We start from the raw sequence: 12,281 nt of genomic DNA, 5'->3' as shown, positions 1-12,281 counted from the left end.
GGAATCCACCTGCAATGCTGGAACGACTCTTCGCCTACGCCATCATCGCCGGCGCCCGTGCGGTGACCGGCCTGCGCAGCCTGTGGATCGGCACCACGCCGATCCCGGCGCAGCGCATCTACTACGCCAACCACAGCAGCCATGGCGATTTCGTCCTGCTCTGGGCCTCGCTGCCGCCGGAGCTGCGCTCGCGCACGCGGCCGGTGGCCGGCATGGACTATTGGGGAAAAGGCGGCCTGCGTGGCTTCATCATCAATCGTGTGTTCCATGGCGTGCTGATCGACCGCACGCGCGGTGCCGAGGGCGGAAATCCGCTGGAGCCCGTGGAGCGCGCCCTGGCCGACGGCGATTCGCTGATCCTGTTCCCCGAAGGTACCCGCAATCTCCACGAGGAAGTGCGCCTGCTGCCGTTCAAGAGCGGCATCTATCACCTGTCCAAAGCCCATCCCCAGGTGGAACTGGTGCCGGTGTGGCTGGACAACCTCAACCGCGTGATGCCCAAGGGGCGCGCGTTGCCGCTGCCACTGCTGTGCACCCTGAGCTTCGGCGCACCGCTGGCAGTGGAGGAGGGCGAAGCCAAGGAGGCCTTCCTGGAGCGCGCCCGCGAGGCGCTACTGAAGCTCGCCACGGCGGAGGGTCGTTGAGATGAACCAGACCTGGCTGCTCTTCGGTGGCATCGGCGCCATCCTCGTCCTCGCCTCGCTGGTCGGCGCAGTGCTGCGCTGGCGCGCGCCGGCGGGACCGCACGCGGTGATCGACAATCTCAACGCGCGGATCAACGCCTGGTGGGTGATGGTCGCGGTGATCGGTTGTGCCTTCGCCCTGGGCTACTGGGCGGTGATCCTGCTGTTCTACGGGGTCTCGTTCTACGCCCTGCGCGAATTCCTCACCCTGATGCCGACGCGCCGCAGCGACTATCCGGCGCTGGTCGCGGCGTTCTACTTCGTGCTGCCGATGCAGTACCTGCTGATCGGCATTGGCTGGTACGGGCTGTTCTCCATCTTCATTCCGGTGTACGTGTTCCTCCTGCTGCCGATCCTCGCCTCGCTGGGTGGCGACTCCAAGCACTTCCTCGAGCGTGCCTCGAAGGTGCAGTGGGCGCTGATGCTGGCGGTGTTCTGCATCTCCTACGTGCCGGCGCTGCTGACGCTGAACATCGAGGGGTATGAAGGGCGCAACCTGCTGCTGATCGCCTTCCTGGTGATCGTCGTGCAGCTGTCCGACGTGCTGCAGTACGTCTGCGGCAAGCTCATGGGCAAACGCAAGATCGCGCCGAACCTGTCGCCGTCCAAGACCCTGGAAGGCTTCGTCGGCGGCGTGACGCTGGCCACGCTGATCGGCGGCGCGCTGTGGTGGATCACGCCCTTCACCTTCTGGCAGGCGCTGCTGATCGCCCTGATGATCAACATCCTCGGCTTCTTCGGTGGGCTGGTGATGTCGGCGATCAAGCGCGACCGTGGCGTGAAGGACTGGGGGCACATGATCGAAGGCCACGGCGGCATGCTCGATCGCCTGGATTCGGTGTGCTTCGCCGCGCCGGTGTTCTTCCACTTCGTCCGTTACTGGTGGACCTGACTTCCGTCGGAAATCCGCCGGGCGCTCCGGGGTAACCAATCCGGAGCGCCGGTTCACGGCTACGCTTGCCTTGCTCATCGATGGAAATTCACTGACGCCCTGTCGCATGGCAACAGGGCGTTTTGGGTGTAGGTAGTCGAATCTGTGCGGGGCCATGAAGCAATGAACATTCTCTTTGCGCGAGTCACCGGCGAGGCCGCCTCTTGAGCGTCTCGGCCGGCGCTTTCCCCTTTACCTGCCTGGTCACCGCCATCGGCTCGTACTCCGCCGAATCGGTGATCTCATCATTGCGCGAACACTGGTGCGCGCGAGTGGTGGGGACCAATACCCAACCCCGCGACTGGTGCACGACCTCGGCCTTGCTGGATACCTTCCATCGGGTTCCTCCGGCGAGAAATGTCAGCGAGTATGTGGAGTGTATCCTCAGGATCTGCGAGGCCGAGCAGGTGACCCATGTGTTGCCGCTGATCGACCCGGAGGTCGATGCCTTTGCACTGCACCACGAAGCGTTCGCCGAGCGCGGCATCACGCTGTGCATGCAGCCGCTGGAGACCATTCGCGTCGCCCGCGACAAGTGGCTGGTGCACCAGGCTTTCCGCAATGATCCTCTGATCCGCACGATACCCACCTGGCGCCTGGAGGACCTGCCCGTGTCGGGGCTGGACCTGCCGCTGATCGCCAAGCCGCGTGACGGGCGCAATTGCGAAGGCCTGATGCAGGTGCGCGATGGGGACTTCCTGCACTACGTGCGCAAGCGTTTCTCGGACCGCGACTACATCGTTCAGCCCTTGCTGCCGGGTGAGGTCTGCGTGGTGGATGTGGTGCGCCAGCAGAGCAGCGGGGACTGGGCGGCCATGGCGCGCCAGGAACTGGTGCGCACGCCTACTGGCGCGGGCCTGACCGTGCGCATGCTGGCCGATCCGCAACTGGTCGAGATGGCCGGTCAGGTCGCCCGCGTGCTGGGCGTGAACGGCTGTATCAACATGGAGTTCCTGGTGCAGGACGGCGAGGCGCTGCTGATGGACGTCAATCCGCGCTTCTCCGGCGGGATCGCCTTCAGCCACCTGTCCGGCTACGACATGGTCTCCAACCATCTGCGCTGTTTCCGCGAGGCGCGGCTGGATGAACCGGTGCTGCCAGCCCCGAGCATTCACGCGCGGCGGCTGGTGGAGGTGACCACCTGCACGGGGCAACCGGCACGCGTAGGAGCGGACTCTGTCCGCGATGTCCTGTCGCCGTTTCAGCGTTGAAGGGGCCTGCGGGAGCGGACGCGCGCCACCTGTGGGTTCGCTGTCCGCCGCGCAGCCGATCGCGGACGGAGTCCGCTCCTACGCACCCCAGGAAGTCAGGATCGACCTGCTGGAGCGGGTGGCATCAGAAGATACTGCTCACCTCGCCTGACGCGCTCACCTTCGCTTCGATGATCTTCTGGCTGCGCAGGTTCTTAACGCGGATCACTTCGTCCTGCTTGCCGTTGGCCATTGCCTCGCCGACGGCGCTGGCCTGGATACCGTCCTGGCTGGCGACGATCTTCACCTGCTGGCCGCGACGTACCAGCATGGCGCCATCGAGCAGCGCCGGCGTCAGTGGCTGGTCGGCGCGGATACGGCGGCGGGCCGTCTTGCCGGCCACCTCGGCGATATCGGTGAAGTAACTCCGCGAGCTCTTGTTGATCTCCACCGGTGCGAGCTTGAGCTGCGCCGCGTCCAGCGTCTGGCCACGCGCGATCTCGCCGCTGGCGACCACCGTTGGCAGGTACACAGTGGGTTGGCTGATGAAGCTCACCGGCCAGCCGGATTGTCCTGCGCAGGAGGCTTCGAAGCGCCGTCGCGCGGTGATCGAGGCGGGGGCTTCGAGCGCGCGCAACTGCGGCCCGTCGGGGCAGGCAGCGAGCTTGCCCAGGCTGTTGGGCAGGTTGTTGTTCACCGTGAAGGTCATGCCTTTCCAGCCAGCTTTCTGCGCAGCGCTTTTCAGCTCGGCGGCGACCTGCTGCCTGGCCAGGGCGTCGAGTTGCCCGCGCGCGTCCTGCGCATCGGCGAGGGCGGGCAGCAGCAGGAGGAAACAGGCGGAAAGGGCCTTTCCGCATCCCGCCGTGCAGCGCGTCGAAAGCGGAAAAGCCGCGTTGCGAGCGCTCTTGGAGGCTGCGATTAAAGCCTTGAAAATCAATGGCATGAAGCGAATTTCCGGGGTGGGCATGCTTTGTGCTCTGTCGCTGCGCACGCCGAAAGATGGCCGAACGACGAGAGCGGGTTGCGCGAATGAGTATACGGTTTGACGAGACCCTGGGTATCCACGAGAGAGCCCTCTCGCTGCACATGCAGCGCAGCGAAATCCTGGCCTCCAACCTGGCCAACGAAGACACCCCCGGCTTCAAGGCGCGGGACATCGACTTCGCCGCCGAGATGCAGCGCCAGGACAATCCTTCGGCCCTGCTGGCCAGCGCCGGCCCGCGATCGATGGAGCTGAAGTACCGCATTCCCAACCAGCCATCCCAGGACGGCAACAGCGTCGAGTTGGCCACCGAACAGGCGGAGTTCTCGCGCAACGCGATGGATTTCCAGACCAGCCTGACCTTCCTGACCATGAAATTCCGCGGCCTCAAGCAGGCCATCGAAGGACGCTGACGCCATGGCATTCGACTCCATCTACCGCATCGCCGGCTCGTCGATGAACGCGCAGACCGTGCGCCTGAATACCGTGGCCAGCAACCTGGCCAACGCCGACTCGGCTTCCGCCAAACCCGAGGATGTATACCAGGCGCGCAAGCCGATGTTCGCCGCCGTCTACGAGAACGACCAGCTCACCCGCGGCGCCGGCATGGGCGGCGCCCACGTTCAGGTACTCGACGTGGTGACCTCGGGCCGTTCGCCGCAACGCCGCTACGAACCGGGCAGTCCGCTGGCCGACGCCACCGGCTACGTCTACTACCCCGACGTCAACGAGATCGAGGAAATGACCGACATGATGTCCGCCACTCGCAGCTTCGAGACCGGTGTGGAAGTGCTCAACCGCGTGAAGAGCATGCAGTCCAGCCTGCTGAAACTGGGAGATGCCTGATGAGCACGGTGAACAACGACACCAGCGGCACCAGCACCAATGGCGCGTCTTCGGATGCACCCAAGCAGGCGGTCAACCTCGGCGAGCTGACCGACATGGAGAACAGCTTCATCACCCTGCTGGTCGCCCAGGTGCAGTACCAGGACCCGACCAAGCCGGTGGACAGTACCGAGTTCATCAATCAGTACTCGGCCATGGCGCAGGTGAAGAGCATGCAGAACATGACCACCCTGCAGCAGAACAACCTGGTGCTGATGGACAACCTGCAGACCCTTACCGCTGCCGGTCTGGTCGGCCAGGAAGTGAAGGTCAGCGCCGACAGCCTGCAGCTGGACGGCGACAAGGTCAGCGGGCAGATCACCCTGGAACACGCCTCGGCCACCACCGTGCTGCAGCTCACCGATGCCAACGGCGTGCGCACCGACATCACCCTTGGCCCGCAGGAAGCCGGCGCCGTGCCTTTCACCGTGGACCCCCAAGCGCTGGGCCTGAAGCCCGGCAAGTACAGCCTCGCGGTGAAGACCGAGAGCGGCGAAACGCCGGGCGTCGAGGTCTCCGGCCTGGTGCACAGCGTCCGTGTCAGCGCCGACGGCCCGGTGCTGGAAGTCGAGGGCGCAGGCTCGGTGCCGTTCTACAAAATCGTCGAATTCAGTCAGGGCCAGGCCGCCTGAGCGCCTGTTCCCCCCACTTAGGATGAGCTAACGCCATGAGCTTCAACATCGCCCTGACCGGCCTGAATGCCGTCACCCAGCAGCTGGACACCATCAGCAACAACATCGCCAACTCCGGCACCGTCGGTTTCAAGTCCTCGCGCACCGAGTTCGGCAGCGTTTATGCCGACACCAAGGGCATGGGTGTGGAAGTCACCGGCACCACGCAGAGCATCAGCCAGGGCGGTTCGCTGGTGTCGACCAACCGTGCACTGGACCTGGCCATCTCCGGCGGCGGCTTCTTCGTGGTCAAGAGCGGCAACGGTGACACCCAGTACACCCGCGCCGGCGTGTTCAGCCAGGACAACGCCAACTTCCTGATCAACGCCACCGGCCAGCGCCTGCAGGGCTATCCGACCGATGCTGCCGGCAACCTGCTGGTGGGCACTGTCTCCGACCTGCAGGTGAAGACCGCCAACCTGCCGGCCAAGGCCACCGACAAGCTGGAGTTCGTCGCCAACCTCGATTCCAACGAGAAGGTGCCGGCCGTCGCGCCGTTCGACCCGCAGAAGGTGGAGACCTACAACTCCACCTACACCAGCAAGATCTACGACTCCCAGGGCAAGGAACATACCCTGACCCAGTACTTCGTGCTGACCGGCACCAACACCTGGGACGCGCACTACGCAGTGGACGGCAACGCCGTCGGCGCCACCCAGTCGCTGACTTTCGCCCCGGACGGCTCGCTGTCCTCGCCGATCGCTTCCGTGCCGGTGAGCTTCACCCTGCCGGGCGTCGATCCGATGAACATCGCCCTGGACTACACCGGCACCAGCCAGTACGGCTCGGACTTCGTCGTCACCACCAACCGCACCACCGGTTACGCCGCCGGCGAGCAGACCGGTATCGCGGTGGAGAACGACGGCAAGGTCTACGTCAACTACAGCAATGGCCAGCGCATGCTGCAGGGCCAGGTCGCGCTGGCGAACTTCGTCAACACCGGCGGTCTGCAGAACCAGAGCGGCACCGCCTGGACCGAGACCTCCGCGTCCGGCGCCCCGCTGATCGGCGTGCCCGGCATCGGCCAGTTCGGCTCGCTCTCGGCCGGCAATCTGGAAGGTTCCAACGTCGACATCACCCAGCAACTGGTGGGCCTCATGGAAGGCCAGCGCAACTACCAGGCGAACACCAAGGTGATGACCACCGACAAGGAACTCACCCAGGTCCTGTTCTCGGCCATCTAAGGACTCGTCATGGATCGCCTCGGCTACACCGCAATGACCGCCGCCAGCCGCAGCATGGCGGCGCTGGACGTGCGCGCGAACAACCTCGCCAACGTCAACACCCCCGGCTTTCGCGCCGACCTGGAACACGCCACGGCCGTGGACGTGAGCGGCGCCGGCTACGACAGTCGCCACCTCGCGCGCATCGAGAGCAGCGGCGTGGACATGAGCGCCGGCACCCTGATGGCCACCGGGCGCGACCTCGACGTTGCCATCCAGGGCGCCGGGCTGCTCGCCGTGCAGAGTGGCAACGGCGAGGCGTACACGCGCCAGGGCAACCTGGAGATCGACGCCGACCGCCAGCTGATGATCAACGGCCGCGCCGTGCTCGGCGAAGGCGGCCCGATCACCCTGCCCGAATACGACGCCATCGCCATCGGCAGCGACGGCACCATCTCGGTCATGCCGCGCGGCGATTTCATGATGACCGACGTCGATCGCCTCAAATTGGTCGACGCCCCGGCTGCGTCGCTGGTGAAGAACGCCCAGGGCCTGCTGGTGAGCAAGGACGGCCAGAACGTCGCCGCCAGCGAGGATGTGCGCCTGGTCTCCGGGCACCTGGAGCAGAGCAACGTCTCGGCCATCGACCAGCTGGTGGGGACCATGAGCCTGAACCGGCGGTTCGAAACCCAGGTGAAGATGATGAAGGCCGCCTCGGATCTCGCCGAGGCCGGCGACCGCATGATCCGTGGCGGCTAACGCGCGGCGCGCAGACAGGAGCACAACATGAGTTCGGCACTTTGGGTCAGCAAGACCGGCCTGGCGGCACAGGACACCGCGATGTCCACCGTGGCCAACAACCTGGCCAACGTCAACACCGTCGGCTTCAAGAGCGACCGTGCGGTCTTCGAGGACCTGTTCTACCAGGTGCAACTGCAACCCGGCGCCCAGGCTGACCAGGTCAACACCGTGCCTTCGGGCATCCAGCTGGGCAGCGGCGTGCGCGTCGTCGGCACACAGAAGGTATTCACCGAAGGCAGCATGCAGACCACCGGGCAACCGATGGACCTGGCCATCGTCGGCAGCGGCTTCTTCCAGGTCGAGGCGCCCAACGGCGACACCTACTACACCGAGAACGGCCAGCTGCAACTGAACAACGAAGGCATCGTGGTCAACGCCCAGGGCCTGCCGCTGACGCCGAACATCGAAGTGCCGGCCGGCGCCAGCCGCTTCACCGTGGGCAGTGACGGCATCGTCACCGCCGTGCTGCCGGGCGAGACTCTGCCCACCGAGCTGGGCCAGATCACCCTGGTCAGCTTCACCAACCCGGCGGGTCTGGAAGCCCTCGGCGGCAACCTCTACAAGGAAACCGCCGCCAGTGGCGAGCCGCAGGAAGGCACGCCGGGCGAGGAAGGCCTCGGCACCTTGAAGCAGGGCGTACTGGAAGGCTCCAACGTACAGGTGGTGGAAGCGATGGTGAACATGATCGCCATCCAGCGCGCCTACGAAGCCAACGCCAAGGTGCTCGACGCCGCGTCGGGCATGCAGCAGTTCCTCAACCAGACGGTCTGACGATGACGCGCCTTGCCCTGCTGCTCGCCCTGGCGCTGCTCGCCGGCTGCCAGAGCTTCGAGGAGATGCTGCCGGACGAGGACTCCTCGACCTACCAGCCCCCGGAGCTGGACTACAGCCAGCCGCCGACCACCAGTGGCGGCCTGTTCCGTTCCGGCTACGGCGGTTCGCTGCTGCGCGACAAGCGCGCCATCGGCGTCGGCGACATCGTCACCGTGGTGCTCAGCGAATCCACCCAGTCGAGCAAGAGCGCCGGCACCAGCTTCGGCAAGAAATCCAGCCTGGACGTGCCGGTGCCGACCATCCTGACCAAGGAATACGGCGGCCTGGAAACCTCCGCCACGGCCAACCGTGACTTCGACGGCTCGGCAAAAAGCTCGCAGCAGAACACCCTGACTGGCTCCATCGCCGTGACCGTGCACAAGGTGCTGCCCGGCGGCGTGCTGCTGGTGAAGGGCGAGAAATCCCTGCGCCTGAACCAGGGCGACGAGTTCATCCGCCTTACCGGGCTGGTGCGTATCGACGACATCAACCGTTCCAACCAGGTGTCCTCGCAGAACGTCGCCAACGCGAAGATTTCCTACGCCGGGCGCGGCGTGCTCAACGACAGCAATTCGGCCGGCTGGCTGACGCGCTTCTTCACCCATCCGCTGTTCCCGATGTAAGCAGGCGAGCCCACCATGCGTAGAACTCTTTCCCGCCTGCTGGCGACGGCCTGCCTGTTCTGGCAGGCCGAGGCGCTGGCCATCCCGCTGCTCGACCTCGTGGACATCGAAGGCGTGCGCGAGAACCAGCTGATCGGCTACGGCCTGGTGGTCGGCCTGGACGGCACCGGCGACAAGAACCAGGTGAAGTTCACCAACCAGTCGGTGGCCAACATGCTCAAGCAGTTCGGCGTGAACCTGCCGCCGAACGTCGACCCGAAGCTGAAGAACGTCGCCGCGGTGAGCGTCACCGCCAGTGTGCCGCCGTCCTATAGCGCCGGGCAGACCATCGACGTCACGGTGTCCTCGCTGGGCGACGCCAAGAGCCTGCGCGGCGGCCTGCTGCTGATGACGCCGTTGCAGGGCGTGGATGGCGAGGTCTATGCACTGGCCCAGGGCAATCTTGTCGTCGGCGGCCTGCATGCCCAGGGCCAGAGCGGCTCCAGCGTGTCGATCAACAGCGCCAACAGCGGCCTGATTCCCAACGGCGCGACCATCGAGCGAATGATTCCCAGCGATTTCACCCAGCGCCCGGACGTGATGCTCAATGTGCGCAAGCCGAGCTTCCAGACCGCCACCCAGGTGATGAACGCGGTCAACCAGCGCTTCGGTTCCGGCACCGCCACCGCGCTGGACGGCACCAAGGTGTCGGTGCGCGCTCCGGTCAGCCTGGCCCAGCGCACCAGCTTCATGGCCATGCTCGAAGGCATGGACGTGCAGGAAGGCCGCACCCGACCCAAGGTGGTGTTCAACAGCCGCACCGGCACCGTGGTGGTTGGCCAGGGCGTGCGCGTGAAAGCCGCCGCAGTGGCCCACGGCACGCTCACCGTGACCATCAGCGAGAACCCCCAGGTCAGCCAACCGGGGGCCTTCTCCAACGGCACCACGGCGGTCACGCCGCAGTCGGACGTGTCGGTCAGCCAGGACAAGAAACCGATGTTCAAGTGGCCCGAGGGCACCAGCCTGGAAAGCATCATCAACACGGTGAACAGCCTGGGCGCCACGCCGGACGACGTGATGAGCATCCTCCAGGCGTTGGAGCAGGCCGGCGCACTGAATGCCGAGCTGGTGGTCATCTGATGAGCATCACCTCGCTCAATCGCCCTATCGTTCCCAACGGCCAGCCGGGCGAGTCGCCTGAGCAGGTGCGCCGCGAGCAGTTGCAGGCGGCCTCTGAGCAGTTCGAGGCGATGTTCCTGCAGCAGATCCTCAAGCAGATGCGCAAGGCTGGCGACGTGCTGTCCGCCGGCAGCCCGCTGCGCAGTCGCGACCTCGATACGATGCGCGAATTCTACGACGAGGCGCTGGCCGAGCACCTGGCCTCGCGCAAGCAGACCGGCATTGCCGACCTGCTGGTGCGCCAGCTTTCCAGCGAACCCACCGACACCTCGCAACCGGTTGCCCTCGCCGATGAGGGTGAAGCCTTGCGCCGTCCCTCGGTGTCCAGTCGCAACCCGCTGGTGGATAGCTGGCAGCGCGGCGTCGATCGCCTCGCCCATGCCTGGCAGCAGGGCAGCGCCGGTTTCCGCACCCTGGTGGACAGCGTCATCGGCCAGGAATCCGGCGGTGATGCCTCCGCCGTCTCGCCCAAGGGCGCGCGCGGGCTGATGCAGCTGATGCCCGACACCGCCCGCGAAGTGGCTGGCGAGCTTGGCCTGCCCTACGACGAGCAGCGCCTGACCAGCGACCCGGCCTACAACAAGGCCCTGGGCAGCGCCTACCTGGGCAAGATGCTCGACCGCTACGACGGCCAGCACGTGCTCGCCCTGGCCGCCTACAACGCCGGCCCCGGCAAGGTGGACGAGTGGCTGAAGAGCAATGGCGACCCGCGCAGCGGGCAGATCGGCATGGCCGACTGGGTACGCAGCATTCCCTACGACGAAACCCGCGACTACACCCTCGGCGTGCTCCGTCGGGTGCGCGAGGCCCAGGCGCCAGCACGGATGCCCGGCAGCGGCCTATCGCCGGAGAGCGGCCTGAAGCACGCGCCGCAGGAAGGATTTAAGCGCCACGCTGATTCCGTCGCCTATCAGGGACAACAGCCCGAATTTGTTTCCCGACCGGCCTCGGCGGCGTTTGCCCAGCCGATCCGCCTCGAGTCGAAGGAGAATGCCTCTTGAGTATGTTGAGCCAGATCGGCTACAGCGGCCTGCGCGCGGCGCAGATTGCCCTGGCCACCTCCGGCCAGAACGTGGCCAACGCCAACACCCCCGGCTTCAGCCGGCTGAGCCCGGTGCTCGCCTCGCTGGCCGGCGAGGGTGGCCTGAACGTCGGCGGCGGCGTGACGGTGACCAGCATCCGGCGCATGGCCAACGACTTCCAGAACCAGCAGCTGTGGCGCGCCACCACCGAGCAGAGCTATTACGACAGCGGCCAGCAGTACCTGTCCGCGCTGGAAGGCCTGATGGGCGGCGAAGGCTCGAGCATCAGCGTCGGCCTGGACAACTTCTTCGCCGCGCTCAGCGAGGCCACCGCCACACCGGGCTCGGTCGCCCTGCGCCAGCAGATCGTCAACGAGACGAAGAACCTTGCCCAGCGCTTCAACGGCCTCTCCGGCAACATCGACAGCCAGCTGCGCGCCCTGCAGGAGCAGCGTGGTTCCATGGTCGGCGAAATCAACGGCCTGACGTCCAACCTTGCTGCGCTGAACAAGCAGATCGTCGAGGTCGGTTCGTCCGGCGGCGACACCACGGCGCTGCGCGATCACCGCGAAAGCCTGGTGCAGGACCTCTCCAAGTACGCCTCGATCCGCGTCAACGAAGTGGCCGACGGCTCGCTCACCGTCTCCCTCGCCAACGGCCAGCCGCTGGTGGCCGGCAACTCCGCCGGGCAGTTGGCGATCAGCCGCACCGCCAGCGGCGAGCAGGCAATTGCGCTGACCTTTGCCGGCACCAGCTTCCCGCTGGCCCAGGACGGCATGGGTGGTTCCCTCGGTGCGCTGTACGACACCGAGTACGACACCCTGCGGCCCAACCAGACCGCTCTGCACGAGATGGCCGGGCAGTTCGCGGAGATGGTCAACGACACCCTGGCCAATGGTTTCGACCTCAACGGCAACCCCGGCCAGGCGCTGCTCACCTACAACGCCGGCAGCACCACGGCGATGCTCAGCGTGAACGAGCTCAAGCCTGAGGAACTGGCGCTGTCGGACACTGCGGGCGAATCCGGCAACAACGTCAACCTGCTGAAGCTGCTCGATCTAAAGGGCCAGTCGATCACCCTCTCCGGCAGCCAGGTGACACTCAACGACGCCTTCGCCGGCCTGCTCGGCAAGGTGGCCAGCGCCAGCCGGCAGAACCAGGCCGACCAGAAGACCGCCACCACCGTGGCCAGCCAGGCGCAGGCCAGCCGCGATAGCGTCAGCGCGGTGAGCCTGGATGAAGAGGCGGTCAACCTGATCACCTACCAGCAGGCCTACCAGGCCAACATGAAAGTCATCAGCACCGCCAAGGAGCTGTTCGACTCGATGCTCGCGGCCTTCTAGGTCCCTGGCTAAGGAA

At 65.9% G+C, this 12,281-nt stretch carries 14 protein-coding genes; 13 read left to right on the top strand and 1 reads right to left on the bottom strand.

What is annotated here, in order from left to right; translation table 11 throughout:
* Positions 1 to 14 precede the first annotated feature (14 nt).
* From AC2T4A_RS03425 to AC2T4A_RS03415, 3 genes are all read left to right on the top strand, one after another.
* Complete coding sequence (locus AC2T4A_RS03425) at positions 15 to 644, top strand: lysophospholipid acyltransferase family protein (protein WP_486742727.1); 630 nt, start codon at positions 15 to 17, stop codon at positions 642 to 644.
* A gap of 1 nt (position 645) precedes the next feature.
* A complete protein-coding gene (locus tag AC2T4A_RS03420) occupies positions 646 to 1,575 on the top strand; it encodes a phosphatidate cytidylyltransferase (protein WP_416743770.1) in 930 nt (309 codons plus the stop codon).
* Positions 1,576 to 1,778: 203 nt separating this feature from the next.
* A complete protein-coding gene (locus AC2T4A_RS03415) occupies positions 1,779 to 2,825 on the top strand; it encodes an ATP-grasp domain-containing protein (protein WP_416743768.1) in 1,047 nt (348 codons plus the stop codon).
* Positions 2,826 to 2,949: 124 nt separating this feature from the next.
* Here the strand turns inward: AC2T4A_RS03415 and flgA are convergent, their stop codons facing one another.
* Positions 2,950 to 3,747: a flagellar basal body P-ring formation chaperone FlgA gene (gene flgA / locus AC2T4A_RS03410; protein ID WP_486742726.1), complete on the bottom strand. Its 798-nt coding sequence runs from the start codon at positions 3,745 to 3,747 to the stop codon at positions 2,950 to 2,952.
* Positions 3,748 to 3,833: 86 nt separating this feature from the next.
* On the opposite strand from flgA, the gene flgB reads away from it, so the two are divergent.
* From flgB to flgK, 10 genes are read left to right on the top strand one after another with little or no spacing between them, the layout of a single operon-like run.
* Positions 3,834 to 4,199 carry a flagellar basal body rod protein FlgB gene (gene flgB / locus AC2T4A_RS03405; protein ID WP_416743764.1) on the top strand — a complete coding sequence of 122 codons (366 nt, stop codon included), beginning with the start codon at positions 3,834 to 3,836 and terminating at the stop codon, positions 4,197 to 4,199.
* Between the two features lie 4 nt (positions 4,200 to 4,203).
* On the top strand, positions 4,204 to 4,632 hold the full coding sequence (gene flgC, locus AC2T4A_RS03400) for a flagellar basal body rod protein FlgC (protein ID WP_416743762.1): 429 nt from the start codon (positions 4,204 to 4,206) through the stop codon (positions 4,630 to 4,632).
* Entirely contained in the window at positions 4,632 to 5,303 is a 672-nt protein-coding gene (locus AC2T4A_RS03395; RefSeq protein ID WP_486742725.1) for a flagellar hook capping FlgD N-terminal domain-containing protein, read from the top strand. Before flgC ends, AC2T4A_RS03395 begins: the two co-directional genes overlap by 1 nt.
* Before the next feature lie 35 nt (positions 5,304 to 5,338).
* Complete coding sequence (flgE, locus tag AC2T4A_RS03390) at positions 5,339 to 6,526, top strand: flagellar hook protein FlgE (protein WP_486742724.1); 1,188 nt, start codon at positions 5,339 to 5,341, stop codon at positions 6,524 to 6,526.
* Positions 6,527 to 6,535: 9 nt separating this feature from the next.
* On the top strand, positions 6,536 to 7,264 hold the full coding sequence (locus tag AC2T4A_RS03385) for a flagellar basal body rod protein FlgF (protein WP_138213237.1): 729 nt from the start codon (positions 6,536 to 6,538) through the stop codon (positions 7,262 to 7,264).
* A gap of 27 nt (positions 7,265 to 7,291) precedes the next feature.
* Positions 7,292 to 8,077 carry a flagellar basal-body rod protein FlgG gene (gene flgG / locus AC2T4A_RS03380; RefSeq protein WP_413348415.1) on the top strand — a complete coding sequence of 262 codons (786 nt, stop codon included), beginning with the start codon at positions 7,292 to 7,294 and terminating at the stop codon, positions 8,075 to 8,077.
* Positions 8,078 to 8,079: 2 nt separating this feature from the next.
* Complete coding sequence (flgH, locus tag AC2T4A_RS03375) at positions 8,080 to 8,742, top strand: flagellar basal body L-ring protein FlgH (protein WP_045213279.1); 663 nt, start codon at positions 8,080 to 8,082, stop codon at positions 8,740 to 8,742.
* A 15-nt stretch (positions 8,743 to 8,757) separates the two neighbouring features.
* Complete coding sequence (locus AC2T4A_RS03370) at positions 8,758 to 9,861, top strand: flagellar basal body P-ring protein FlgI (RefSeq protein WP_416743755.1); 1,104 nt, start codon at positions 8,758 to 8,760, stop codon at positions 9,859 to 9,861.
* Complete coding sequence (locus AC2T4A_RS03365; RefSeq protein ID WP_486742723.1) at positions 9,861 to 10,901, top strand: transglycosylase SLT domain-containing protein; 1,041 nt, start codon at positions 9,861 to 9,863, stop codon at positions 10,899 to 10,901. Before AC2T4A_RS03370 ends, AC2T4A_RS03365 begins: the two co-directional genes overlap by 1 nt.
* Positions 10,898 to 12,265 (top strand): flagellar hook-associated protein FlgK, encoded by a 1,368-nt coding sequence (gene flgK, locus AC2T4A_RS03360; RefSeq protein ID WP_486742722.1) that lies wholly within the window; start codon positions 10,898 to 10,900, stop codon positions 12,263 to 12,265. The genes AC2T4A_RS03365 and flgK overlap by 4 nt, the downstream gene beginning before the upstream one ends.
* The last annotated feature ends 16 nt before the right edge of the window (positions 12,266 to 12,281 follow it).

Source organism: Pseudomonas sp. PVC-3-1, from assembly GCF_057444315.1.
This window is presented reverse-complemented; position numbering and strand designations above follow the sequence as displayed.

Excerpts from the sequence above, each read along its gene's own strand:
- AC2T4A_RS03425 (WP_486742727.1), top strand. The coding sequence starts at position 15 with ATGCTGGAACGACTCTTCGCCTACGCCATCATCGCCGGCGCCCGTGCG.
- AC2T4A_RS03420 (WP_416743770.1), top strand. The coding sequence starts at position 646 with ATGAACCAGACCTGGCTGCTCTTCGGTGGCATCGGCGCCATCCTCGTC.
- flgA (WP_486742726.1), bottom strand. The coding sequence starts at position 3,747 with ATGCCATTGATTTTCAAGGCTTTAATCGCAGCCTCCAAGAGCGCTCGC.
- flgB (WP_416743764.1), top strand. The coding sequence starts at position 3,834 with ATGAGTATACGGTTTGACGAGACCCTGGGTATCCACGAGAGAGCCCTC.
- flgC (WP_416743762.1), top strand. The coding sequence starts at position 4,204 with ATGGCATTCGACTCCATCTACCGCATCGCCGGCTCGTCGATGAACGCG.
- AC2T4A_RS03395 (WP_486742725.1), top strand. The coding sequence starts at position 4,632 with ATGAGCACGGTGAACAACGACACCAGCGGCACCAGCACCAATGGCGCG.
- flgE (WP_486742724.1), top strand. The coding sequence starts at position 5,339 with ATGAGCTTCAACATCGCCCTGACCGGCCTGAATGCCGTCACCCAGCAG.
- AC2T4A_RS03385 (WP_138213237.1), top strand. The coding sequence starts at position 6,536 with ATGGATCGCCTCGGCTACACCGCAATGACCGCCGCCAGCCGCAGCATG.
- flgG (WP_413348415.1), top strand. The coding sequence starts at position 7,292 with ATGAGTTCGGCACTTTGGGTCAGCAAGACCGGCCTGGCGGCACAGGAC.
- flgH (WP_045213279.1), top strand. The coding sequence starts at position 8,080 with ATGACGCGCCTTGCCCTGCTGCTCGCCCTGGCGCTGCTCGCCGGCTGC.
- AC2T4A_RS03370 (WP_416743755.1), top strand. The coding sequence starts at position 8,758 with ATGCGTAGAACTCTTTCCCGCCTGCTGGCGACGGCCTGCCTGTTCTGG.
- AC2T4A_RS03365 (WP_486742723.1), top strand. The coding sequence starts at position 9,861 with ATGAGCATCACCTCGCTCAATCGCCCTATCGTTCCCAACGGCCAGCCG.